The organism is Bradyrhizobium sp. Leaf396, assembly GCF_001424605.1.
Taxonomy (GTDB): Bacteria; Pseudomonadota; Alphaproteobacteria; order Rhizobiales; family Xanthobacteraceae; genus Bradyrhizobium; species Bradyrhizobium japonicum_C.
Genome location: NZ_LMQJ01000002.1, coordinates 172,871 through 197,663 on the forward strand (window position 1 = coordinate 172,871; position 24,793 = coordinate 197,663).

At 61.8% G+C, this 24,793-nt stretch carries 23 protein-coding genes and 1 pseudogene; 16 read left to right on the forward strand and 8 right to left on the reverse strand.

What is annotated here, in order from left to right; genetic code table 11:
- Positions 1-91 precede the first annotated feature (91 nt).
- Positions 92-370 (reverse strand): metal/formaldehyde-sensitive transcriptional repressor, encoded by a 279-nt coding sequence (locus tag ASG57_RS03235; protein WP_006022595.1) that lies wholly within the window; start codon positions 368-370, stop codon positions 92-94.
- Positions 371-710: 340 nt separating this feature from the next.
- Between ASG57_RS03235 and ASG57_RS37510 the strand changes: the two genes are divergently transcribed.
- The 5 genes from ASG57_RS37510 to ASG57_RS03260 all read left to right on the forward strand — a co-directional run bounded on the left by ASG57_RS37510 (position 711) and on the right by ASG57_RS03260 (position 4,363).
- The gene (locus ASG57_RS37510; RefSeq protein ID WP_124810155.1) at positions 711-926 is read left to right on the forward strand and encodes a hypothetical protein; all 216 of its coding nucleotides are present in this window, start codon (positions 711-713) and stop codon (positions 924-926) included.
- A 77-nt stretch (positions 927-1,003) separates the two neighbouring features.
- Positions 1,004-1,522 (forward strand): phosphoribosyl-ATP diphosphatase, encoded by a 519-nt coding sequence (gene hisE, locus ASG57_RS36150; protein ID WP_006022593.1) that lies wholly within the window; start codon positions 1,004-1,006, stop codon positions 1,520-1,522.
- Positions 1,523-1,554: 32 nt separating this feature from the next.
- Positions 1,555-1,926: an SLOG family protein gene (locus tag ASG57_RS03250; protein ID WP_230646592.1), complete on the forward strand. Its 372-nt coding sequence runs from the start codon at positions 1,555-1,557 to the stop codon at positions 1,924-1,926.
- 46 nt (positions 1,927-1,972) lie between these two features.
- Positions 1,973-3,739 carry an NRAMP family divalent metal transporter gene (locus tag ASG57_RS03255; RefSeq protein WP_006022591.1) on the forward strand — a complete coding sequence of 589 codons (1,767 nt, stop codon included), beginning with the start codon at positions 1,973-1,975 and terminating at the stop codon, positions 3,737-3,739.
- A gap of 171 nt (positions 3,740-3,910) precedes the next feature.
- A complete protein-coding gene (locus tag ASG57_RS03260; RefSeq protein WP_006022590.1) occupies positions 3,911-4,363 on the forward strand; it encodes a hypothetical protein in 453 nt (150 codons plus the stop codon).
- 362 nt (positions 4,364-4,725) lie between these two features.
- Here the strand turns inward: ASG57_RS03260 and ASG57_RS03265 are convergent, their stop codons facing one another.
- A complete protein-coding gene (locus ASG57_RS03265; RefSeq protein WP_006022588.1) occupies positions 4,726-4,932 on the reverse strand; it encodes a hypothetical protein in 207 nt (68 codons plus the stop codon).
- 373 nt (positions 4,933-5,305) lie between these two features.
- On the opposite strand from ASG57_RS03265, the gene trbB reads away from it, so the two are divergent.
- From trbB to ASG57_RS36155, 11 genes and pseudogenes are all read left to right on the forward strand, one after another.
- On the forward strand, positions 5,306-6,322 hold the full coding sequence (gene trbB / locus ASG57_RS03275; protein WP_024343194.1) for a P-type conjugative transfer ATPase TrbB: 1,017 nt from the start codon (positions 5,306-5,308) through the stop codon (positions 6,320-6,322).
- Complete coding sequence (locus ASG57_RS03280; protein ID WP_006022586.1) at positions 6,319-6,651, forward strand: TrbC/VirB2 family type IV secretion system protein; 333 nt, start codon at positions 6,319-6,321, stop codon at positions 6,649-6,651. Before trbB ends, ASG57_RS03280 begins: the two co-directional genes overlap by 4 nt.
- Positions 6,651-6,932: a VirB3 family type IV secretion system protein gene (locus ASG57_RS03285; protein WP_006022585.1), complete on the forward strand. Its 282-nt coding sequence runs from the start codon at positions 6,651-6,653 to the stop codon at positions 6,930-6,932. Before ASG57_RS03280 ends, ASG57_RS03285 begins: the two co-directional genes overlap by 1 nt.
- 13 nt (positions 6,933-6,945) lie before the next feature.
- A pseudogene (trbE, locus tag ASG57_RS03290) lies at positions 6,946-9,400 on the forward strand (conjugal transfer protein TrbE).
- Positions 9,397-10,158 carry a P-type conjugative transfer protein TrbJ gene (gene trbJ, locus ASG57_RS03295; RefSeq protein WP_006022583.1) on the forward strand — a complete coding sequence of 254 codons (762 nt, stop codon included), beginning with the start codon at positions 9,397-9,399 and terminating at the stop codon, positions 10,156-10,158. Before trbE ends, trbJ begins: the two are co-directional and overlap by 4 nt.
- 10 nt (positions 10,159-10,168) lie before the next feature.
- On the forward strand, positions 10,169-10,570 hold the full coding sequence (trbK-alt, locus tag ASG57_RS03300; RefSeq protein ID WP_006022582.1) for a putative entry exclusion protein TrbK-alt: 402 nt from the start codon (positions 10,169-10,171) through the stop codon (positions 10,568-10,570).
- A 1-nt stretch (position 10,571) separates the two neighbouring features.
- Entirely contained in the window at positions 10,572-11,927 is a 1,356-nt protein-coding gene (gene trbL, locus ASG57_RS03305) for a P-type conjugative transfer protein TrbL (protein WP_006022581.1), read from the forward strand.
- Positions 11,928-11,929: 2 nt separating this feature from the next.
- Complete coding sequence (trbF, locus tag ASG57_RS03310; RefSeq protein WP_006022580.1) at positions 11,930-12,613, forward strand: conjugal transfer protein TrbF; 684 nt, start codon at positions 11,930-11,932, stop codon at positions 12,611-12,613.
- Positions 12,610-13,677, forward strand: coding sequence for a P-type conjugative transfer protein TrbG (trbG, locus tag ASG57_RS03315; protein WP_006022579.1), 1,068 nt, complete (start codon positions 12,610-12,612; stop codon positions 13,675-13,677). Before trbF ends, trbG begins: the two co-directional genes overlap by 4 nt.
- Positions 13,674-14,930: a TraB/TrbI/VirB10 family type IV secretion system protein gene (locus tag ASG57_RS03320; RefSeq protein ID WP_006022578.1), complete on the forward strand. Its 1,257-nt coding sequence runs from the start codon at positions 13,674-13,676 to the stop codon at positions 14,928-14,930. Before trbG ends, ASG57_RS03320 begins: the two co-directional genes overlap by 4 nt.
- Position 14,931: 1 nt before the next feature.
- The gene (locus ASG57_RS36155; protein ID WP_006022577.1) at positions 14,932-15,171 is read left to right on the forward strand and encodes a DUF2274 domain-containing protein; all 240 of its coding nucleotides are present in this window, start codon (positions 14,932-14,934) and stop codon (positions 15,169-15,171) included.
- On the opposite strand, the gene ASG57_RS03325 is transcribed toward ASG57_RS36155, so the two are convergent.
- From ASG57_RS03325 to mgtA, 6 genes are all read right to left on the reverse strand, one after another.
- Entirely contained in the window at positions 15,104-16,063 is a 960-nt protein-coding gene (locus ASG57_RS03325; RefSeq protein WP_057195660.1) for a LysR family transcriptional regulator, read from the reverse strand. The genes ASG57_RS36155 and ASG57_RS03325 overlap by 68 nt on opposite strands.
- Positions 16,064-16,375: 312 nt before the next feature.
- A complete protein-coding gene (locus ASG57_RS03330; protein ID WP_006022575.1) occupies positions 16,376-17,008 on the reverse strand; it encodes a response regulator transcription factor in 633 nt (210 codons plus the stop codon).
- Positions 17,008-18,072, reverse strand: a complete 1,065-nt coding sequence (locus ASG57_RS03335) for a sensor histidine kinase (protein ID WP_006022574.1) — start codon at positions 18,070-18,072, stop codon at positions 17,008-17,010. The genes ASG57_RS03330 and ASG57_RS03335 overlap by 1 nt, the downstream gene beginning before the upstream one ends.
- Before the next feature lie 90 nt (positions 18,073-18,162).
- Entirely contained in the window at positions 18,163-18,861 is a 699-nt protein-coding gene (locus ASG57_RS03340; protein WP_006022573.1) for an MgtC/SapB family protein, read from the reverse strand.
- Between the two features lie 87 nt (positions 18,862-18,948).
- Positions 18,949-21,108: a carbohydrate porin gene (locus tag ASG57_RS03345; protein WP_006022572.1), complete on the reverse strand. Its 2,160-nt coding sequence runs from the start codon at positions 21,106-21,108 to the stop codon at positions 18,949-18,951.
- Between the two features lie 561 nt (positions 21,109-21,669).
- Positions 21,670-24,384 carry a magnesium-translocating P-type ATPase gene (gene mgtA / locus ASG57_RS03350; RefSeq protein ID WP_006022571.1) on the reverse strand — a complete coding sequence of 905 codons (2,715 nt, stop codon included), beginning with the start codon at positions 24,382-24,384 and terminating at the stop codon, positions 21,670-21,672.
- Positions 24,385-24,793 lie beyond the last annotated feature (409 nt).

Consider the following 24,793-nt stretch of genomic DNA (forward strand, 5'->3'; position numbering starts at 1 on the left):
GCGGGTATCGATGCGTCAAGTTTGCCTCGTGATCTATAGGATCGACGTGGGCAGGCTGATTGACTGGTGTTTTTTGTGGAGCCATCGCAGTTCACTTGATGTAGGTGTGCAAAACGTCGACTAATTCGAGCGCGGCATTACGTTCAGCTTCTGTGGGCGTGCGGTTCGCATCGACCATATGCGCTTGAATGTGCCCATTGACGACTTCGGCCATGATTCCGTTGATCGCACCGCGCGTGGCCGTGACTATCCGCATCACGTCGCCGCAACTCTCATCCGCGATGAGGGCCCGTTCAATCGCATCGACCTGACCTCGAAGGCGTCGGACCCTATTCAGCAGCTTCTGCTTCTCAGCCACCGCATGCGCCATCGCGTCCCTCCGCTATACCCGGGTATAGTTGTAATATACCCCCCAGAGTATATATGAATGTCGCGCGAAGTGAAGACCGGCAGGGTTGTTCGCGTCGTGGTCCAGTTCGTCGTGAATTGGATCCGGATTGGCACAGCAGAGGATCATATGAACCCGCGATCTAGCAACGACCCCTCGGAGGGAGATAGTAGGCGTCAGTCACCTGCTATCGACGCTCCGCTGGGTTGCATCATCGCTCGGGTCGGTTCTGCCGACGTAACTGCGCCAGCACTTCGACGCTGAGCACCGTCCGTCCAGGCCACCCGGGTTCGAGCAACTGCTTGAACAGACGGAGGTGGCCATGGCCGCTCATCTCAACATCGACACACGTCGGGCGCCACCGGTGGTCGCCCATGATGATATTCAATTCGCCGGGGTGTTTCCCGGCTTGAAATTGGGCGCTCGCAACTTGGCGAGACCAAAGCTTCTTGCCCATTGGCATCAGGAATCCGATGGCCGGCTGATTGGGGGCTGGCAATTGGAGACATCCGCCACTCTGAAGAATCCTGACGATTGATCATAGCGACACACGGCAATGCCGTGCGCAGCGTAGCGCTGCTGTTGGCAGCAAAGTTCAAACGAAGGGATTAACTAATGAATGCAGTGGTGGCTTTGCTGCCTGCGCGCCCCGCAGGCACTAATACGACTTGCGCGAATACTATCTTCGCCAACGATTTAGAGCAGCTCTACAACGCGCTGAATGATGTGACATTGACGGAGCATGCTCGCACGGCAGAGCTGATGAATGCCGGATTGCGGAAGATCTCGCAGAAGGTTGTCGAGGAGGCTGCCGAGGTCGCTCTCGAGGCGGTGAGGAAGCGGACCCAAAAGACGGTCAGCGAAAGTGCCGATCTTCTCTATCACTTGGTCGTTCTGTGGCACGCACTCAATATTGAACCCAGCGAAGTCTGGGCCGAGATGCGGCGCCGCGTGGAAAGCATGGGCATTGCCGAAAAGCTTCCTAAGCCGCGTCGGGGAACGACTGATCCCGCCCCGGTCAACGACAGCTCGGAAGGAAATCGCGTACCTGCGCCCTGCATCACCGCCAACTCGCGCGCACCAGCACCGTGTCCCGAAGAGCAGCCCGAAAGGACACGGCCATGCGCCTCCTAGTCTGTGGAGGACGTCACTTCGAGGACGCCGAGATGGTGCATCACGAACTAACTGCACTGCATTGGCGAAAGCCAATCAGCGTTGTGGTCCACGGCAGCATTGCAGGCGTCGGCATCATCGCTGAGGCGTGGGCGCGTCGCCATGGGATCGCTGTGGTGCGTTACCCGCCAAATTGGGAGTTTTACGGCAAGAAGGCCGAAGGGCTGCGCTGCGATTTCATGCTGACAGACAGCCGACCCGACTTTGTCGTGGCTTTCCCAGGGGGGCGCCACACCGCCGATCTCGTCCAACGGGCAATCAACGTCGGGCTCGCCGTGCTCGCCATTCCGCCCAACACGGCTGGAGCTTGCCCAGTCGCAAAGCATCCGCCGCAGCGGGGCCAGCCAACAACCGCTTCGCTCTGATCCAGTGAATTCACCCAAAAACGAGCAAAACTCAACGGAGTTTGAAATGTCCGATACCTCTGCGACATCGCTTGAACAAATCGAATTGGCCTCAAGCGCGCCCGCTGTCCTGGATAGCGCGCATATTGGCGACATCCACGGCGCGTTCGGCACCATCCGGCAGCACGACACCGGTGTACGAAAGACTTGGCGGGCTAGGCTGGCGACCTTGATGGCAATCGTCGGCCCGGGACTGATTGTCATGGTCGGCGACAATGATGCCGGCGCTTTTGGAACCTATACGCAGGCAGGTCAGAACTACGGCACCTCTCTGCTGTGGACGTTGATGCTCTTGATCCCGGTGATTTACGTGAATCAGGAGATGGTGTCACGGCTAGGTGCTGTGACGGGCGTTGGCCATGCACGACTGATATTCGAACGTTTCGGAAAGTTCTGGGGTGCCTTCAGCCTTATAGACCTAGTTCTTCTCAACGGACTAACCATTGTAACCGAGTTCATCGGCATCGTATTCGCACTCCAATATTTTGGTTTGCCAAGAGTTCCGGGACTGATTGTCGCGGCGGTGCTCATAGTGGCCGCCGTCAGCACCGGAAGTTTCAAGCGGTTTGAACGCTTCGCGATGGTTTTGGTCTTTGGCAGTCTGTTGCTAATACCTGTGCTCCTCGCCATCCATCCACCAATCGGTGAGATCGCCCATGGACTGCTCGTGCCGCAATGGCCCGCTCACTCCGACATGGCGGCAGTCATGCTGCTTGTCATTGGCATCGTTGGCACGACCGTCGCACCTTGGCAGCTCTTTTTCCAACAAAGCTATGTTGTCGATAAGCGGATCACGCCCGCCTTCAACGGCTACGAGAAAGTCGATCTTTGCCTCGGGATCCTCCTGGTAGTAATCGGCGCCGTTGCCATGATGGCGTTCTGTGCCGCATTGTTTGCCGGACGGCCGGAATTCGGCAATTTCACGGATACAGGTGCGGTGCTTACGGCGCTGGACAAATATGTGGGTCCATATTCGGCGACGATTTTTGCAATCGCTCTTTTGGATGCTTGCCTCATCGGCGCAGCAGCCGTCTCGCTCTCGACGTCTTATGCGATCGCCGACGTCCTCAGGGTGAGGCACTCATTGCATCGCAAAGTCACGGATGCCATCGGATTCTACGTTGCTTACGGGATTCTCATATTCATTGCCGCAGGCCTTGTTGCCTTCGCAAGTGATGCGCTGCTGGGCCTCTTTGTCAGTGCCGTGCAGGCTCTCGCTGGCGTGCTGCTACCAAGTGCCACGGTCTTCCTGCTCCTCCTTTGCAACGACAAGGCGGTTGTCGGCCCCTGGTCCAACGGTCCTAAGCTCAATGTATTCACCGGAGCAATAATCTGGTCCCTTGTGTTGCTCTCGATCATCCTCACCGTGGCGACCGTCTTCCCAGATGTGGCTGACAGCACAATTCTGAAAATACTGATTGGCGGCTCTTTGCTGGGGCTTTGCGGGTTCGTCTTTTCGTTCGCAGCACGCAAGCGTAGTTATGACGTGCCCGCTGCCGCATATGGCAACGATCAAGATCACCGCTTCGCCAAGATGACGATGCTCGAGCGCCGGAACTGGCGCATGCCGCCGCTTAATCGGCTGCCTGCCCTGCATATGACGTTGATGACGAAGGTCTGGATGGGCGTGCTACGCGGCTATCTTCTGATTGCTGTCGCGCTGATCGGCTTCAAGGTCTTCGTCGCCGCGACCGGCGTCGAGGTCAGCATCCCCCAGATCGGCGGAACGCCAACCAGCAACGACGCTGCTACAAGCAATACCGGCTCGAAGTAGCACGCAAGAAGGCGGGTGACGACGTTGACGCACGGGCGCGAGCACCGACATGTCCGCAATAGCCTCGCGGACGTTGCTATACCCCGCGTCGTCGCCTGCCAACCAAAACGAAAAGGAAACAATCTGAATAGACAAAACTCTTTTGTTCTAACTAGCTGATGGGGGCGCCTCATGTCTGAACAATTCAAGACTCTTCCCGAACGCATCCAGGCGCTTTCCGATGCAACTTCTTGTAGTTCTTTTTCGCTGACCTCAGTCGAGCAGACCAAGGGCTTTCAGATTATCGCTTTTGTCGACAGCTGTTTCGGCGATTCTCAATGCGAGATCGATGCTTGCGGATTGATCGCCGCTATGCTGATCGCTTTTGCCAAAGCGCGCAGCGATCCGTTCACGTTTCATTATTTTGCAACGCGTGCTCTCCATGACGGACTAGAACGTTGCATCGCTATCCTTGTCCAACGCGGCGAAAGGCTGCCCGTTGTCGCCTATGCGCTCATCGCAAATTATATCCGCTGGACGGCTCGACGCCGAGAGATGGCTTTAGCCGCGGCGTTTGAGCGTCTGCGCCTTTATCCGACACTTCCAAACATGTTGATCTGGCCGCCGAAGCGCACGCCAGGATAGCGTGCCAGCGCCTGAGATTCATCGAACAAAAAAAAGCCGTGGCAGATTTTCTCAAAGGAGACGCAAAACAATGAGTAATCAACTATCGCATTGGCCTCCGCCACTTCGGATCCGCCTTCTGCTTTTTGTGGTGTCTCGCATCGAACACTTTCTCCTCTTAAGGTGTCCGAAAGGTCGCATCAGGCGATTGGGATTGGCTTGGGTCGACCAGATTCATGCGCGCGTGCGCAAAAAGCTCAGCCGTGCAGAGCTACCCGAAACGCGTTGATGTTTCTTCCGCGTTCGATCGCGCGTCAAATAGCCTTGAATCAGCGCTGAATGGTGAGGAAGCCTACAAATCTCTTTCCGCGCCGATCGGTCCGTCACCGTGATCTATAATCGACGAGGGCTTCATTGCGCCGCGCCGGTGTTAAACTGTCAAGGAGGGCGTTGGCCTTCTCAATTACCTTGCTGCCGATCTCGCGCTGTTGCCCTTGATTGGCTTTTCGGGCGCCCTCGGCGAACACCGATTCCGCGGGGAGTACCGCCGCAGCAAATGCGGCGGCGGCCAAAACCGATCTAAGAAACATAGGCTACTCTACTCGGCTGGGGTTCATGGCTGCAAAGATGCTATCGTACGTACCGTCCCGTTCAGCCTAACGCCGTGCATGATCCCGATTAAGAAGGATCTCACCCCCCGGATGATCTCCGCGATCGAGGATGTCCATCACCTCCACAACAAATGCATTGAGCGGTCATTGTGCGAGGATCAGACGCTTGCGCAGAGCCGGTCAAGCTCCGCGAGCGTATTGGCGTATCGTGCGTCCGACACCGCCGTTCTCCTGTATTTGCACGCTACACTACTACGTCGATGAATCTTTGTTGAATCGCCCCGAAATCTGGCCCCTTTAATCATCCCCGTCTGGGGAAGGACTGTATCGGCCCCGATAGAAACGGGGCACTATGACAGCATCACACCACAATTCGGAAGGCCTCGCGCGCGGCGCAAGGATGCTGCGCACTGCGCTCGGTCCTGCAATCGCGCGCTATCTTGATGACGCCAGCATCGTCGAGGTGATGCTCAATCCCGATGGGCGCCTCTGGATCGACCGACTCTCCGAAGGACTTTCCGATACCGGTGAGCGGCTGTCACCAGCGGACGGCGAACGTATCGTTCGCTTGGTTGCGCACCATGTCGGAGCCGAGGTTCATGCTGGTGCTCCTCGGGTATCCGCAGAGTTGCCTGAAACCGGCGAGCGGTTCGAAGGCCTGCTGCCACCCGTCGTCGCTGCCCCCGCATTCGCGATCCGTAAGCCCGCTGTCGCGGTGTTCACGCTCGACGACTACGTCGCGGCCGGCATCATGTCAGCGACGCAGGCCGAGATACTCCGCCGGAGTGTCTCCTCACGCGCCAACATCCTCGTCGCCGGCGGGACATCCACCGGCAAGACGACGCTGACAAACGCGTTGCTCGCCGAAGTTGCGAAGACCGCCGATCGCGTCGTCCTCATCGAAGACACCCGCGAACTGCAATGCGCCGCGCCGAACCTCGTGGCGATGCGAACAAAAGATGGCGTTGCCTCACTTTCCGATCTCGTTCGCTCTTCGCTGCGTCTGCGGCCCGATCGCATACCCGTTGGCGAAGTGCGCGGCGCCGAAGCGCTCGAACTGCTCAAGGCCTGGGGCACCGGCCATCCTGGCGGGGTCGGCACCATCCACGCCGGCAGCGCGATCGGCGCACTGCGCCGCATGGAGCAGCTCATTCAGGAGGCAGTCGTCACGGTCCCGCGCGCATTGATCGCGGAAACGATCGACCTCGTTGCCGTCCTCTCCGGTCGCGGGTCCGCGCGGCGACTCTCCGAACTCTCGCGCGTCGAAGGCCTCGGTCTCGACGGCGACTACCGCATCGCGCCGGCCACCACGGATGGCGACGGCAGCTCGAGCTTGTTCGTCCCAGCACCTGAAGGAGAAAGCCTGTGATCCAACGCCTGCGGCGCGCGCGCCATCATCTCGTCTTGACCGTTTCCATCGCCACTCTGTCGGCGGTGATGGCAGCCCCCGCTCACGCTTCCGGTTCGTCGATGCCGTGGGAACAGCCTCTCCAACAGATCCTGCAGTCGATTGAAGGTCCCGTGGCGAAAATCATGGCGGTGATCATCATCATCGTTACCGGCCTGACGCTGGCCTTCGGCGATACCTCCGGCGGCTTCCGCAGGTTGATCCAGATCGTGTTTGGTCTCTCGATTGCCTTCGCCGCGTCGAGCTTCTTCCTGTCGTTCTTCTCGTTCGGCGGCGGGGCGCTGGTCTGATGACGGGCGCTGTCGATCAGGGCGGCGACGTCCCAGGCTATACCGTCCCCGTTCACCGGGCACTGACCGAGCCGATCCTGCTCGGCGGCGCCCCACGGGCTATCGCCATCATGAACGGGACGCTCGCTGGCGCGGTCGGCCTAGGGCTTCGCCTCTGGCTGGTGGGGATCGCGATCTGGGCGATCGGCCACGTCACCGCGGTGTGGGCTGCCAAGCGCGATCCGCTCTTCGTCGACGTTGTGCGCCGCCATCTGCGCGTCCCCGCACACCTTTCGGTCTGAGGGGAGCGCGGCCATGATGAACCTTGCCGAATATCGCAATCGCAACAGCCGCCTGGCCGACTTCCTCCCCTGGGTCGCGCTGGTGGGCTCCGGCATCGTCCTCAACAAGGACGGCAGCTTTCAGCGCACCGCGCGGTTTCGCGGCCCCGATCTCGACAGCGCCGTACAGGCTGAGCTAGTCGCCATCGCCGGCCGCCTCAACAATGCGTTCCGTCGCCTTGGATCAGGCTGGGCAATCTTCGTCGAGGCGCAGCGGCAAGCTTCGAACCTCTATCCCGACAGCCGCTTTCCCGATCCCGCCTCGGCGCTGGTCGACGCCGAGCGCAAAGCGGATTTCGAGGAAGCTGGCGCACATTTCGAGTCGAGCTATTTCCTGACCTTCACCTATCTGCCGCCGGCCGAGGACGCCGCGCGCGCGGAATCCTGGCTCTATGAAGGCCGGGAAAAGTCGGGCCTCGACCCCAACGAGGTGATGACCGGGTTCGCCGATCGCACCGATCGCATCCTGCGCCTGGTCGAAGCCTTCATGCCCGAATGCCGCTGGCTTGATGACGCGGAGACGCTCACCTATCTCCACGGCTGCGTCTCGACCAAACGGCACCGTGTCCGCGTCCCCGAAACGCCGATCTATCTCGACGCGCTGCTCGCCGACCAGCCGCTCACCGGCGGGCTCGAGCCGCGCCTTGGCGCGTCGCATCTGCGCATCCTCACCGTCACAGGCTTTCCAACGGCGACGACACCTGGCCTGCTCGACGAGCTGAACCGTCTCGCATTTCCGTATCGTTGGTCGACGCGGGCGATCCTGCTCGACAAGACCGACGCGACCAAGCTGCTGACCAAGATCCGCCGGCAATGGTTCGCCAAGCGCAAGTCGATCGCCGCGATCCTCAAGGAGGTAATGACCAACGAGGCGTCCGTCCTCGTGGACACCGACGCCGCGAACAAGGCCGCCGATGCCGACATGGCGCTCCAGGAACTCGGCGCCGACTATGCCGGGATGGCCTACGTCACCGCGACGGTGACGGTGTGGGACGAGGATCCGCGCGCTGCCGACGAGAAGCTGCGCCTCGTCGAGAAGGTCATTCAGGGCCGCGACTTCACTGCCATGGCCGAGACGATCAACGCGGTGGACGCCTGGCTCGGATCATTGCCCGGCCACGTCTATGCGAACGTCCGCCAGCCGCCGATCTCCACGCTCAATCTCGCCCACATGATCCCGCTGTCGGCGGTGTGGGCGGGGCCGGAACGGGACGAGCATTTTGCAGCGCCCCCACTGCTCTTCGGCAAGACCGAAGGCTCCACCCCGTTCCGGCTTTCGCTTCACGTCGGCGACGTCGGCCACACGCTGATCGTTGGCCCGACCGGCGCGGGCAAGTCGGTCCTGCTGGCGCTGATGGCGCTGCAGTTCCGACGCTATGCTCGCGCCCAAGTCTTCGCCTTCGACTTCGGCGGCTCGATCCGCGCGGCGGCGCTCGGCATGGGCGGCGCTCGGCATGGGCGGCGATTGGCATGACCTCGGCGGCGATCTCAGTGACGGCGCGACCGATAACGTCAGCCTTCAACCGCTCGCCCGCGTTCACGACGTGCCCGAGCGCGCCTGGGCGGGCGACTGGATCGTATCGATCCTGACCCGCGAGGGCGTGGCGATCACGCCCGAGGTGAAGGAGCATATCTGGACGGCGCTGACCTCGCTGGCATCGGCGCCCGTCGAGGAGCGCACGATCACCGGCCTGGTCGTGCTGCTCCAGTCGAACGATCTCAAACAGGCGCTCAGGCCCTATTGCGTCGGCGGTCCCTACGGCCGGCTGCTCGACGCTGAACGCGAGTATCTTGGCTCGGCGTTCGTTCAAGCGTTCGAGACTGAGGGGCTGATCGGCACCGGCGCGGCGCCGGCGGTTCTCTCCTATCTCTTCCATCGGATCGAAGATCGGCTCGACGGTTCGCCGACTCTTCTCATTATCGACGAAGGCTGGCTGGCGCTGGACGATGACGGTTTCGCCGGCCAGCTCCGCGAATGGCTGAAGACGCTGCGCAAGAAGAACGCCAGCGTCATCTTCGCCACGCAATCGCTCAGCGACATCGACGGCTCGGCCATCGCGCCTGCCATCATCGAAAGCTGCCAGACCCGGCTTCTGCTGCCGAACGAGCGCGCGATCGAGCCGCAGATCACGGCGATCTATCGGCGCTTCGGCCTCAACGACCGCCAGATCGAGATCATCGCGCGGGCAATGCCCAAGCGCGACTATTACTGCCAGTCGCGGCGCGGCAACCGCCTCTTCGAGCTCGGTCTGTCCGATGTCGCGCTCGCTCTGTGCGCCGCGTCATCGAAGACCGACCAGGCGGCCATTGCCCGCATCGTCGCCGAACACGGCCGCGACGGCTTCCTCGCCGCATGGCTCGATCACCGTGAGGTCGGTTGGGCCGCCGATCTCATCCCCACGCTCACCAACAAGGAGACGTCCCAATGAAACTGCGCAATTCCCGCGCAGCGCGTTTTGCTGCCGCGCTGCTGACCGCTCCCGTCGCGCTCGCGCCCATGCTGGCGACGCCCGCTCACGCCATCATCGTATTCGATCCCTCGAACTATGCGCAGAACGTGCTCACGGCGGCGCGATCGCTTCAGCAGATCACCAACCAGATCACCTCGCTTCAGAACGAAGCGCAAATGCTGATCAACCAGGCACGCAACCTTGCGAGCCTGCCGTTCTCGTCGCTGCAACAGCTTCAGCAGTCCGTCCAGCGCACGCAGCAGCTTCTCAACCAGGCGCAGAATATCGCCTACGACGTCCAGCAGATCGACCGGATGTTCCAGCAGAAGTACGGGAACGTCTCGCTGTCCGCTTCGGATCAGCAACTCGTCACCGATGCCCGCTCGCGCTGGCAGAACACGGTCGGCGGCCTGCAGGACGCAATGCGGGTGCAGGCGGGCGTCGTCGGCAACATCGACACCAATCGCACGCAGATGTCGGCGCTGATCGGCCAGAGCCAGGGCGCGACCGGCGCGCTGCAGGCGACGCAGGCCGGCAACCAACTCCTTGCGCTCCAGGCGCAGCAACTCGCGGATCTCACCGCCGTCGTGGCGGCCAACGGCCGGGCGCAGGCCTTGCAGTCGGCCGAGCAGGCCGCCGCCGCCGAACAGGGCCGCGAGCAGCGCCGGCGTTTCCTGACGCCGGGCTCGGGCTACCAGCCCGGCAATGCCCGCATGTTCCCGAACAGCGGCAACTGAGGCTGGCACGATGGACGGCAAGACCCTCGCTCGCGTCGGCGCCATCGTCTTCGTCGCGGTCGCCATCACGGCGACCGCGATCGAGATGAACCGCAAGGACGTTTCGACGGACGTCCTCGCGACGCAGGGCCGTCCGGTCACAACATCGGATCCTCTCGCCGCCGAATTGCTTCGTTGTTCCGAGATCGGCGAGGCCGGCACGCGCGATCCCAATTGCCTGAAGGCATGGGCAGAGAACCGGCGCCGCTTCCTCGGCCAGCCGGCCCCCGTTTCATCACCATCGCCGGTTGCGCCGACCACGCTGTTTCCAAGCGCGCCCGCGTCGGCCGCTCCCATCCACAAAGACAGTGCGCCAGCGGACGTGACCGGGCCTGCGATGCAGGCCGAGCCCGCTCAGCCAGAGGTTCGCTGACATGGGCGGCACCGGTGTCATCGACCATTTCCTCGAGGTCTTCACTCGCTACATCGACGGAGGATTCGGGCTGCTCGGCGGCGAAGTCGGTTTCATCGCCACCACCTTGATCGTCATCGACGTCACGCTCGCCGCGCTTTTCTGGTCATGGGGCGCCGACGACGACATCATGGCGAGGCTGGTCAAGAAGACGCTCTTCGTCGGTGTCTTCGCCTACCTGATCTCCAACTGGAACAATCTCGCCCGCATCGTCTTCGAGAGCTTCGCGGGCCTCGGCCTGAAGGCTTCGGGAACGGGCTTTGCCGTGAGCGATCTCATGCGCCCCGGCAAGGTGGCGCAGACTGGTCTCGATGCCGGCCGGCCGCTGCTCGACTCCATCTCCAGCCTGATGGGCTACTGGTCGTTCTTCGAGAACTTCATCCAGATCGCCTGCATGTTTTTCGCCTGGGCGCTGGTGCTGCTGGCGTTCTTCATCCTGGCGATCCAGCTCTTCGTCACCCTGATCGAGTTCAAGCTGACCACGCTCGCCGGCTTCGTCCTCATTCCCTTCGGCCTGTTCGGCAAATCGGCGTTCATGGCCGAGCGCGTGCTCGGCAACGTCATCTCCTCCGGCATCAAGGTGCTGGTGCTCGCCGTCATCATCGGCATCGGCTCGACGCTGTTCTCCGAGTTCACCTCGGGCTTCAACGGCGCAACGCCATCGATCGACGATGCCATGGCGATCGTGCTTGCCGCGCTGTCGCTGCTTGGTCTCGGCATCTTCGGTCCCGGCATCGCTAACGGCCTCATCTCCGGTGGCCCGCAGCTCGGCGCCGGCGCGGCCATTGGCACTGGTCTTGCCGCCGGCGGCGTTGTCGCAGCAGGCGCGGCCGCTGCCGGCGCCGTCGTGACAGGCGGCGCTGCACTTGCTGGCGGCGCTGCCGCCGCCGCGCGTGGCGGTGCAGCCCTCGCCGGTGGCGCCTCCACCGCCTACAGCCTCGGCGCGGCCGGCCAGGCCGGCGCATCCGGCGTCGCGTCGGGTCTTGGCAGTGTTGCCAGCACCGGCGCGAAGGCGGCCGTCTCACCGCTGAAGCGCGCAGCCGGTCGTGCCGCCGACAGCCTGAAGCAGAGCTATCAGGCCGGTGGCCAGGCCGCGACGGAGATCGCCACCGGCGCATCCGGTGCTGCGACGACCGCCACCGCGGAGGCCGCATCTCCCGGAGCTGCGTCTTCCACCAGCGACGGGCCGCCGGCCTGGGCGAAACGCATGAAGCGCTCGCAGCAGATGTCCCATGGCGTTCAGGCCGCCGCCCACGCCGTGCGTAGCGGCGACAGCCATGGCGGCGGCTCCTCCGTCAACCTCTCCGAAAGCGACTGACCATGTTCAAGCGACCATCCACCCACTACGGCAAAGCCCCTCAGCCCGAGACTCCCTATCAGCGCGCCGCTCAGGTCTGGGACGATCGCATCGGCTCCGCCCGCGTGCAGGCCCGTAACTGGCGCTACATGGCCTTCGGATCATTGGCCCTCGCGGGCGGCCTTTCGGCCGCGCTGGTCTGGCAGTCCGCCAACGGCTCGATCGTGCCTTGGGTAGTGCAGGTCGACCGGCTCGGCCAGGCGCAGGCGATCGCGCCGGCGACCGCCGACTATCAGCCAAACGATCCGCAAATCGCCTTCTACCTCGCGCGCTTCATCGAGCAGGTCCGCTCGATCCCGTCCGACGCCATCATCGTGCGGCAGAACTGGCTGCGCGCCTACGACTTCACGACACAGGGTGGCGCGCTCGCGCTGAACGATTATGCGCGCGCCAACGACCCCTTCACCAAGGTCGGCAAGCAGCAGATCGCGATCGAAGTGTCGTCGGTGATCCGCGCCTCGCCGTCGAGCTTCCGCATCGCCTGGATCGAGCGACGCTATCAGGACGGCTCACTGGCCTCCACCGAACGCTGGTCCGCGATCCTCACCGTCGTCGTGCAGCCCCCACGCGACGCCGACACGCTGCGGAAGAACCCACTCGGAATCTACATCAACGCCATCAACTGGTCGAAGGAGCTTGGACAATGACGCCCGCACTCCGCAAAGCCGCCCCTTGGAGTGCAGGGCTCCCGGCTTTGCTCATCCACGTAGTTCCGGTTTTCCGCAAATCCGCTTTGCCGGGAATCTTGCTCGCCGGTTCGGCGCTGGCAGGGTGCGCCACTCACACCCCGCCGCCGGAGATTTCCTACGACAATGCGGTGCCGGCTGTGCAGACCTCCGATCCGCCAGCGCCCGTCCGGGTGGTGGAGCTTCCCAAACCGCTCCCGCTGCCTGGTCAGTTGAAGCCCATCGGCAAGGACGGCAAGCCCGAGCCGGAACCGTCCGATCCCGCCGCGCGCGTCAACCAGGCCAATGCCGCAGCGCGCGTCCAGCCCGTCCGCAACGGCTTCATCAACTCGATGCAGGTCTATCCCTTCGTCGATGGCGCGCTCTATCAGGTCTACGCCTCGCCGGGGCAGATCACCGACATCGCGCTTCAGCCCGGCGAGCAGCTCGTCGGCTCCGGTCCTGTCGCCGCTGGCGACACAGTGCGCTGGATCATCGGCGATACCGAGAGCGGCGTTGGCGCGGCCAAGCAGGTCCATATCCTCGTGAAGCCAACGCGGGCCGAGCTGATGACCAATCTCGTCATCAACACCGACCGGCGCACCTATCACATGGAGCTGCGCGCGACGCCATCGACCTATATGGCATCGGTGTCTTGGCAATATCCGCAGGACCAGCTCATCGCGCTGCGCCGCCAGAACAGCCAAGCCGAGGCCGCGCAGCCGGTGTCGGGCGGCATCGATCTCGCCCGTGTCAATTTCCGCTACGAGGTGACCGGCGACCGCGCACCGTGGCGGCCGCTGCGCGCCTTCGATGACGGCAAGCAGGTGTTCATCGAATTCCCCCGCGGCATCGGACAGGGCGAGATGCCGCCCTTGTTCGTGGTCGGACCGGAGGGCGACACCTCCGAGCTGGTGAACTATCGCGTGCGCGGCAACTACATGATCGTCGATCGACTGTTCGCCGCCGCCGAACTGCGGTTCGGCGCGGGCAAGAACCAGAAGCGTGTCCGCATCTCCCGCACCGACGGGAGGCCGGCATCGTGAGCGACGAACGCGATCCCGAAAAGGAGGAAGGCCGGACGCCCGGTTCGGCGCCCCAGCCTCAGCCGACCGACGACGACGCTCGGCCGCTGACCGGCGAGCCGGCCGCGACCATGCGGCTGCGCGCCGAGCCGCCGCGTGTGACCCGCCTGTCCCGCAAGGTGCTGGCCGGTCTGGGTCTTGCGGCAAGCCTCGGTGTCGGTGGGGCGCTGATCTATGCGCTCCAGACTCGTCACAGCGGCCAGGGTCAGGAGCTTTACTCTACGGACAACCGCTCGACACCGGACGGTCTGGCTGGATTGCCGAAGGATTATTCCGGCGTCCCGAAGCTCGGCCCGCCGCTGCCCGGCGACCTCGGTCGCCCGATCCTCAACGCGCAGAACGGTGGCACAGTGCCGCCGATCGGCGCACCGGCATCAGGTCCGACGGGACCGAGCCCCGAGGAACAGCGCCGGGCGCAGGAACTGGAGGCGGCTCGGACCGCACGGCTGTTCGCATCCACCGAGACTCGGCCCGCTACGGCTGGAGCTTCGACACAGCCGACTGCGACCGCCACGCCGTCGGCCGATCTCGCCAGCCTCGGCCTTGCGCCGCAGCCAGCGACACCCTCCGCGCAGGATCGTCAGCTCGCATTCCTCAATCAGACGCCCGACAAGCGCACTGTCTCGCCGGATCGCGTTGCCGCGCCAGCGTCGAAGAACGTCCTGCAGGCCGGCGCCGTCATCGCGGCCGCGCTCATCACCGGCATCCGCTCCGACCTGCCGGGTCAGATCACCGCACAGGTGACGGAGAACATCTATGACAGCCCGACCGGCAAGATCCTGCTTGTGCCACAGGGCACGCGCGTTATCGGCCAGTATGACAGTGGCGTCGGCTTCGGTCAGAGGCGCATACTTCTCGTCTGGAACCGGCTGATCTTCCCCAATGGCCGCTCCATCGTTCTGGAGCGTCAGCCTGGTGCGGACGCCGAGGGCTATGCGGGCCTTGAGGATGGCGTCGACTATCACTGGGGCGAACTGTTCAAGGCCGCTGCACTTTCCACGATTCTGAGCATCGGTGCGGAGGCGGGCTCGTCTGGCCAGGACAGCGATATTGTGCGGGCGCTGCGACAGGGTGCCTCCAATAGCGTCAGTCAAACCGGCCAGCAGATCGTCCAGCGCCAGCTCAACATCGCACCGACCCTCACCATCCGGCCAGGCTTGCCCGTCCGCGTCATCGTCACCCGCGATCTCGTTCTCGAACCCTACGGAGGCTGACATGACCAAGCTGAAATTGGGAGCGATCGTCGACGACAAACCGGTGAAGGTCACGGTGGAGTTACCGGCAAGCCTGCATCGCGACCTAACGGCCTACGCAGAAATTCTCGGCCGCGAAGCGAGGCAACCGCCGGCCGATCCCGTTCGCCTCATCGCTCCGATGCTGGAGCGGTTCATAGCCACGGATCGGGGATTTGCGAAAGCGAGGAAGTCAAAAGAACTGCCGAAACCGTCTGAATGATTGTGGCGGCAGCCGAGCGCGACATTGAACGCGCAAGACTGAGGAGGCGGCGCCAGGCCGGGTTATCATTCCGCGGCGACCACACCGCGCAGAACGGCAGAACCTCGCCGGCAAGCTGCCGATAGGCAGTTCCCGGAAACTGAGCCGCCGTCCCGGCCTCGCTCATGACCGTGACGCCTTGGCCGATCGCCACAAGCGACAGGAGATTGTCCCTCCCGACGTATTGGGTATCGATTTCTGGGTGACGCCCAAGATCGGCGAGGCGTTGAACCAAATAGTCGTGAATTTCCGATCCAGGGGCACCGTCACTTACAATGAATCTCTCGTCCACAAGATCACGCCAGCCAAGCTCCGATTTCTCAGAGAGAGGATGATCGCTGGGAAGTACGGCGAATACTCGCTCGGACCAAAGTTGCTCTGTTTCACAGTCCGACCACTGTGTGGTTCCCGTGATAAAAGCCACATCGAGTTGAAGTCGCCGGATCGAGGCAACGTGATCCGCAGGATCGCCGTCAAAAAATTCGACCCGTACACTTGCATGCTCCTTGCCGTAGGCTCCCAGCAGATCGGACAGGAATCCAGACGCGAGCGACGAAAAGATGCCGACCTTGATATGCCCCCGCTCGGAGCGACCTATGGCGGCCACATCCTTCGCGCCGCAGTCGATCTGTTGAAGTGCTTTGCGTGCTCGACGCACAAACTGCTGTCCTGCCAACGTCAGGCAGACGCCGCCGTTGTGCCTCTGAAATAGGGAAGCGCCGAGTTCGTCTTCGAGATCGCGAACGCGACGGCTGATCGCCGATTCCTGTATTCCCAAGGCCAAGGCCGCCTTTCGGAAGCTGCCATATTCGGCCGCCGCAAGAAAATACCAGATCTGGCGGAATTCAAGCATCGGTCAATTGCGACCGAGATCTATTCGAAATGATTCCTGGCCTCGCGACGGTCCATCGTCCGCTCGTTGCGAGCATCGCTCTGTAAGCACCATCTACCACGACCATCGCGCCCCGACCGCAGCTAAGGCAAGACCTCCCGATTCTCACCCTAGAATAGACGGCTACAGACGCTCATTGGCCGATGATCTTATATAGATTCGATATACCAACGTATCTTCGAAATATACCGTGTTCTGAAAGGGGGGGGGGTGGCACGCCCGCGCAGATCGCGCACCAGTTCGCGGTGCAGGGGCTCTCCTCTCAGTCGAGATTCAAACGCTCAAACTGTCCGACATTCTAACAAGGTCAATAATCGTCTTGGCCTGCATCTTCTGCATGAGATGGCTACGGCGAACCTTCACCGTGATCTCGCTAACATTCAGGTCGGCGGCGATTTGTTTATTGAGGAGGCCCTTTACAACGAGCTTGAAAACGTCTCGTTCGCCGGGCGTCAATGTCTCCCAACGCGCATTCAAATCCAGCGAACGCGCTTCGCTCTCGCGCCTTCGCCGGTCTTTTTCGATCGCTTGTTGGATAGCATCCAGCAGGTCTTGGTCGCGAAACGGCTTGGTCAAGAACTCGAAGGCGCCATTCTTGATGGCGTTCACGCCCATCGTGATGTCCCCATGTCCCGTGATGAATATCGTCGGCAGATGAATGCCGTATTCAGGCATTTGCCGATGAAAATCGATCCCGCTTTGTCCGGGCATTCTCACATCGAGCAGCAGGCAGCCGGGCGCGTCCGGCATGGAGCTTTCCAGAAATTCGGCAACCGAGCTATACGAGCGCACCTGTAGCCCAACGGATGCGAGCAAATCTTCGAGCGCGGCGCGAACGGACCGATCGTCATCGATGACATAGACGATGGGCTGCGGCCGCGAATCCGCCGTCGGTTCATTTTTCATCAGGCTGCCTCCATGTGGCGCGGCAGGCGCACCTCAAATACGGTCCCGCCTCCAGGGACTGGAGCCGCGGAAATCTGTCCGCCATTCGCTTCAACGATCGTCTGACTGATGGTAAGGCCAAGACCCATGCCTCCCTCTTTCGTCGTCCAGAAGGCGTCAAAGAGGTGCTCACGAGCTCCCGGCGCCAGACCGGTGCCGGAATCGGCCACCGCGAGAACGATCGCATCCCGTCCATCCTGCGAGGCGGCAATTCGCAGACGACGCTCGGGCAATGCGCGGTCCGACATCGCCTCGGTCGCATTGAGGACGAGATTGCTGATGACCTGCTGGATCTGGACCCGATCGGCAAAAACGCGAGGTAGGCCGTCATGCAGGTCCAGTTGCAAGGCGACGCCGCCACGCTCGATCTCGCCGCGCGACAAGGTCGCGATTTCCATGACAGCTTCCCTGAGGTCGAATGGTTGTCGGCGCGGCGCCTCGCCCTTCGAAAGGGCGCGAATGCGCGCGATGACCTGGCTTGCCCGGTTGGCATCGCTGACGATGCGGTCGAGCGCGAGGCGGGCCTTGTCGAGATTTGGCGGCTCCTGGGCAAGCCATCGGGTGCACGCGCCGCCGCTGGCGACGACGGCAGCCAGGGGCTGGTTGACTTCGTGCGCGATCGACGCCGACAGTTGACCGAGCGTCGTGACCCGCGCAATTCGCAAAAGCCGATCGCGCGCCTCCAGCGCCTCGGCCTTCGCAGCCACCATCCTTAAACTGAGATAGGTTGTAACGCCGATCGCAACGATACTAATCCCGGTATTGACGATGCCGACCTCATACGCACCGGAGTGGGTCAAGAAAAAACTGATCAGGGTCAGCGCGACACAAATGCAAGCGAGGGCCACTACAGCCGTGCCAGACAAGATGCGTGTCGCAACGAGAATGACCGCTGTGTAGAATACGGCCGCTGCGATGGCGTAGTCCGTGACCGTATCGGCGATAAAAATGCCGGCCATCGCAACGCCCATCGCGATCAACGTCAGCGCCGATCCGGGACGTATATCATTGGCGATCTTGAGCATTGTTCACCTTCTCGATCAACTTACCTACTTTCAATATTCTTCCCTGGAGAATCTACTCCGCCGTGTACCTAGATAACTATTGCTTCTCGGTCACTCGCCTGGCTCGAACCGCCACCGAGCAGATGTTACCAGCGGCTCCAGACTGAGACGACCGATAATCTGTTCCAAAAGGCGATCCTGCCGAGTGTCGGCTCGCACTGTCGCGCTCACCTGGACTCGGTTTGTGTCCTCGATATTCGTGCTTTCGAGGTCGCGGATGTGCAGCGCACCGGCGAGATCGCGAAGAAGAAGCGCCCGAACATGCGCCTCAGCCTCTCCATGGCAGATGATGCTGATCGCATATGCGCTGTCCAACGGGCTTGCGGCGAATGACTGGCGCTCAACGAGGCGCACGAGCGGGCGCAGAACTGCGTTGACGGCGATGACGAACGTCGTCGCAATCAATGCATGAAAGAAAAATCCGGCCCCACACAGCGCGCCGATCGCGGCGGAGCACCACAGCGTCGCGGCGGTGTTGAGCCCGCGCACATTCAACCCTTCCTTGAAGATGATGCCGGCGCCCATAAAGCCGATGCCGGAAACAATCTGGGCCGCAACGCGCGTCGGGCTCGCCTCGCCGGGGAACAGCCCGGCAAAGAGGACGAAGATGGCCGCGCCGAGCGCGACGAGGGTATTGGTTCGCAGCCCGGCCAGGCGCTGGCGCCATTGCCGTTCGAAGCCGATCAAGCCGCCAAGAAGGAATGCGCCCCCGAGCGTGAGTGCGGTGTGGCCAAGGCTTTGCCAATCCATCTGAATGTGTTCCCATCTCGTTGCGTCGGTCGCGCCCTCCCGAGGCGCAAGCCCGCGCTATTGCTGGAATTGCCACTCCACTCGCTGTCAGAATTCGGCGTGGGCGCGAAGCGACAGAATCGAGGCTGGTCCGCGGTCGGCGTTGTAGGCGGGGTTTGCAACAAACTGATAGTCGAAGGTGACGGTGCTCCAGCCGTTGACCCGCAAGGCGTAATACGCCTCGACGATCGACTCGTGGCCGTAGCGCAGTCTCCCATCACCGATCAGCAACCCCGTGCCTCCGGCGGCGAGGAAGTTACGATGTGCACTCGAGAGGCCGTTGACCGCAGCACCGACTCCGATCGTGTCCGCAGGCCGTCCCCATGCAGAACCCTTTAGGGAGAAACCACCGGAAATGCTGCGGTCGATGTCCGTGAAGGAGAGGATTTCGGTGCGGCCGTCGTTCCAGCTTGCACGGGCGAAAAGCCCGAGGTCAGCTGTCAAAGCCTGTTCGATATTTCCATAAAAGCCATACTTATTCTGATTGCGGCGCAGGGCCGTCATCGCATCGTTGATATCTGTTTGAGGGCTCGCTTGCGCGAGGTTGATAGCGTCGCGATACGCGCCGGTGTAACCACGGTTGATGAAAGCGCCGATCCGAACCTTACCCGGCTGCCCGAACAGGCTGTGCCGTTCCTCGAACTCGACGGCGCCACCGCCGCCCCCATTGAAGACCAAAACATCACTGTTCGGCTCCCTGGGCACTTGGAAGGCCCCGGCTCGCACAGCCCAATCCTTACGATTCAGCTCGATGACCGCACCGCGCGTCATGCCGGGAAGGTCGGCGGGGAAGTCATAGGCCCCCGACGACCAGATTGCCCAATTCATGAAATCCGCGCGCGGATCCTTGGCATAGGCATTCGCGTCGAAGAAATCGCCAACCGCGAAACGACCAACCGTGACAGTGACGCGATCGATATCGCGTCGCCCCGCCAGTTGCAGGGGGCCGTCTGCGACATCCTCCTGCTCGCCACCAAGACCGAATGTCTGCTGAAGATAGTAGCGCTGTGGCCGAAATTTCGGAAATTCAGCGCCGCCTTTTTGCGCTTCTCCATTTGGAAAGCCTGCGAGTCCGAGCGTCCCGTTCAGCCCGAAGCCTTGGGCTAGCTCGGGATTGAAATAGAACGCACCACCGTCCCAAAGCCTCACGCCAAGAAATGCGTCCGCGGTCCACGTCTCACGAACTTGCCCACCACCGGGCAGGCTGGCGCTGGAAGCGTAGGGGGAACGAATCGCGGGATAGCCTTGGGCGATGAATGTGGTCTGGCCATGAATATTCCAGTCCGGCGACATTTCGACAGTTGCCGGTGGTCTTGGGAGTGTCGAGGCCACATCGCCCAGTCGGTAGTTCAGGCCAAGCGTGAACCTCTGGGTTCGGGGGCGGACGGACACATCGCGCAGTCCGGCACCATCGAGTCGATAGGTCGAGGAAGCCAGATCGAGGTAGTCGTACTGGACGCGTGCCGTCCATGGTCCGCCCAAGGCCATTTCGACACCTGCGCCTGCCGTCCACCCAGCGTGCCAGCGCCCCAGTTTTGACAAAACGCTGCCGTCATCGCCATTGATGTCGACGTTCGTTCGTGTCCAAGCGAGGCCTCCCGTTGCATAGGGGAGGAATGGGCCAAAAGCATAGCCGATCCTGCCACGCACCGTCCCCACGACATCCAGGGATGTGTTGAAGGGAGCCGGTATCCGTCGCGTCTCATCGGGCGGGCTCACAAAAGTGACATCGGCTTCCGCGCCGAGCACCCAACGATCGCTGGCCTGAAAGTTGTAGCCTCCCTGAAAGCCGCCGATCATTCCTGTCACCGTAGGCGGCAGGCCAACGGACTGATTCAAGACGGGGTTCGTTCCCGGGCCAAGGCTGCCAGCCCCGAAACCGGTGTGTCCGCCAAAATAGACGCCCGACCAGTCGGGCCCGCCCGATTCCACCTTATTGTCACGCGAGGCCCCCGGTGCCTTCGTTGGCATCGCCAGGATGGGTTGCGGTCCACTAGTGTTGAGCCGTGCCGCATCCGGATGGCCGGGAGTCGTTTGAAGTTCTTGCGCGTGCGCTTTGGTTACCTGAAGAACCGCTACAAGACCGAGCGCCAGCAAGTAGAAAGCGATCACCATCAGTCGGCAAAAAAGAACCCGACGACGCCTGAAAACCTTCAGTCCGGTGGTGATAGTGAAATTGGGAAGTCCGTGGGTCGTAAAATAAGTCATGGGCTACTCCTGGCGTCGGGTTGCGAGAGCGCCCGGCGCCAATAGCCGCGAGCTGCCCTCCTAGTTTTCTCGTGAATTCAAGCGGCGCGAGTTGTTGGTCGCGCCGCGACTAGATGGGTCGTCCATTTGAAGCTCCTTGCTGATCGAAGTCCGGTTCAGGTCCGGGCCTCGTGCTTTGGTTCCATGCAAGCGATCGTTTTGCGCTTGTGTGGCTCACCAGCGGCAACGCCGCATTCGCGATATCGCCGCTCTGTTCAACCGTGCGCCGCAACGCAGCAGGAATCTGAGCTTGAAACCGTCCAGCAGACGGCGACGAGCAAGGTGAACGGCCGCATGCGTCACGAACATCGCCAAAACCGCCAAAGCCCAACACAAACGTCTGTCCAACCGATTCCGAAGCGACGACCTGGCATCGCCCGGCTCGCGATTGTGGGGCGGACGCGGCGCTTGTCGCCTCGGCGGTGGCGGCCCTTGTCGCGGGCAGTCTCCAGCCTGCGGCGGCGCAAATCTCAGGATCAACGGTGATGTGGACATGATCAGGACCTCTCATGCGCTTGGCCGTCAGAACCATTGTCCGAACCGGCGGATGTAGACGGTCTTCATCAGTTGAGCGACGAGGCAGTAGCAGAGCAGCGTTCCGGCCAGCCACGGGAAGTAGGCGATAGGCAGGGGCTGCAATCCGATGGCTGCTCCCAGCGGAGAGAACGGCAAATAGATCCCCAGTACGCAGATGACGCTCGACATCAGCAAGACCGGCAAAGCCGCTGTGCTGTTGACGAAGGGAATCTTCTGGGTACGCAGCATATGGACCACGAGCGTTTGAGAAAGCAGGCCCTCGATGAACCAGCCCGACTGAAAGAGCGATTGATGCTCCGGGCTATTGGCGGCAAAGACGAACCACATCAGAGCGAACGTCGTGATGTCGAAGATCGAGGACGTCGGCCCGATCCAGATCATGAAACGACCGATATTCTTGGCATCCCACTTCCGCGGTTTGCTGAGAAACTCCTTGTCCATGTGATCCCAAGGCAGCGCCAATTGGGAAATGTCGTACATCAGGTTTTGCACGAGCAAATGGATCGACAGCATCGGCAGGAACGGAATGAATGCGCTCGCCACCAGCACTGAAAACACGTTTCCGAAGTTCGAGCTGGCGGTCATGTTGAGGTATTTCATGATGTTGCCGAAGGTTTCGCGCCCCTTCAGCACACCCTCCTCAAGAACCATCAGGCTCTTCTCGAGCAGGATGATATCGGCCGACTCCTTCGCAATATCGGCGCCGCTATCGACGGAAATGCCGACATCGGCATCGCGCAGCGCCGGGGCGTCATTGATGCCGTCACCGAGAAATCCGACGGTATGACCGTTAGCCTGAAGCGCCTGCAATACACGCGACTTCTGGAGCGGAGTGAGCTTCGCGAAGATCGTCCGCTCCTCGACCAAAACGCGAAGCGCGGTGTCGTCCAATTTTTCTATGTCGCGCCCGAGTACGGCTTGGCCCGGTTCAAGTCCTACTTCACGGCAGATCTTGGCACTCACGACCGCATTGTCGCCCGTAAGAACCTTGACCTTGACGCCATGCTCCGCGAGCGCAGCGATTGCTGGTCCAGCCGTCTCCTTTGGCGGGTCGAGAAAAGTAAGGAACCCCTGAATCGTGAGATCGGCTTCGTCCGCGATGGCATAATGCGTCTTGGCCTCGGACGCCACAAACCCTCGGGTGGCGACGACCAGCACACGGAATCCGTCCTCGTTGTACGCCCGAGCCATCGCAGCCAGATTCTTGCGCTCAACGTCACCAAGGCGGATCAGATCTTTGCCTCTTCTGACGTGCGTAGAGATCGACAGCATCTCCTCAACCGCGCCCTTGCAGATGAGCAAGTGATCTCCGTCCTCGCCCTCGACGACCACTGAGAGTCGGCGGCGCACGAAGTCGAACGGAAGTTCATCGACTTTTCGGTAGCTCGCGGCCGTGTTCGTGATGGCTGGCTCCGCCCCGGCGAATCGCACGACGGCCTGATCCATCAGGTTCTTCACGCCGCTCTGGTGGTAGCTGTTCAACCAGCCCAACCGGAGAACGTCAGCGTTGGGTTGCCCGGTAACGTCGACGTGGTGCTCCAGAATGATCTTGTCCTGAGTCAGCGTGCCGGTCTTGTCCGTGCAGAGAACATCCATCGCGCCGAAGTTCTGAATGGCGTTGAGTCGCTTCACGACGACTTTGCGCCGCGCCATCGCTACGGCGCCCTTCGCGAGGTTCGAGGAAACGATCATCGGCAGCATTTCGGGGGTAAGTCCGACGGCGACGGCAAGGCCGAACAACAGCGCTTCCACCCAGTCGCCTTTGGTCAGGCCGTTGATGACAAAGACGACAGGAACCATGACGAGCATGAAGCGGATGAGCAGCCAGCTCACACTGTTGATGCCGCGATCGAACGCCGTTTGAGCGCGCGATCCGACGATCGCCTTGGCTAACGATCCGAAATAGGTGCGAGCACCCGTGGCAACGACAAGCGCGGTCGCCGTGCCGCTCACGACGTTGGTGCCCATGAAGCAGACGTTGGGCATGTCGAGCGCGTTCATTTCGCTGGACGCTACGCTCGCCGCGGACTTCTCGGCGACAGACCCGAGCGTGTCATACTTCTCAACAGGGATGGCCTCACCGGTGAGCACTGCCTGGCTCACAAACAGATCGCGGGATTCGATCAGCCTCACGTCTGCCGGGATCATATCCCCTGCTGAAAGACGCACGATGTCGCCGGCGACGATCTCTCGCATCGGGATTTCGAATGCTTCGGGATTTGACGTTGCCGATCCTCGACGAAGAACCGTCGCCGTCGTGCGGACCATCGCCTTCAGAGCTTCGGCCGCAGCGCTCGATCGGTACTCCTGAACGAAGCGCATCAAGGCGCTGGCAAGCACCATCACGATGATGATGGTGACTTTTGTCGGATCCGCATCCTCGCCATGTTGAAGCCGAAGCCAGATGTCCGTTACAGCGCTGATCCCAGCCAGGATCAGCAGCACTGCAATGAACGGATTCTTGAAAGCGCCAAAAAACTGAACAACCGCTGGCAGGCGTCGCTCTTGCGCAACCTCATTGGGGCCGTCTTTTGCCAGCCGTTCGATCGCATCTCGGGCAATCAGGCCGTTGCGGTCGCCTTTGACGTTTTCGAAGGTGTCATCCAACCCATTCTGGGCTTCACGGACCGCCTTCATCGACAGCTTGCGTTCGTCTTTTCCGCGCGGCTTGAGAGCCGCCTTGAGGATGGGGGCATTCATTGGATGAATCTCCTGCCGCAAGCGCCGAGACCATGCGCCTCTCGGCACGGTCTTCGGCGCTTGGGGTCTTGGTCGGCTGAGGGGATAATGAAACCGATGCATCTTCACGACGCTCGGCATTCGGACCGCGCTTGAGCAGCGCAGCCGCTCTTCACCAGGGAGGGTCCGCACCTTCGCGCGACCGTGCGATTCTGCGCGAGTACGGATTGCCGCCCCGGCGGGGGTGAAGCCCGTCCAGGCCGGCGGACACCAGAACCATCGCCGTGCTGGCCTTATGCAGCGTGAGGGAATGCATCACACGCCTCACGCCGCAAAGCGACCATGCTGGTAAACTGCAAGAAGGAGTCCGGCGCGCTCGATCAATCGGCGCAACCCGCCGCCCGTGTCTGGTTCGGCGTCAAGCATCCAG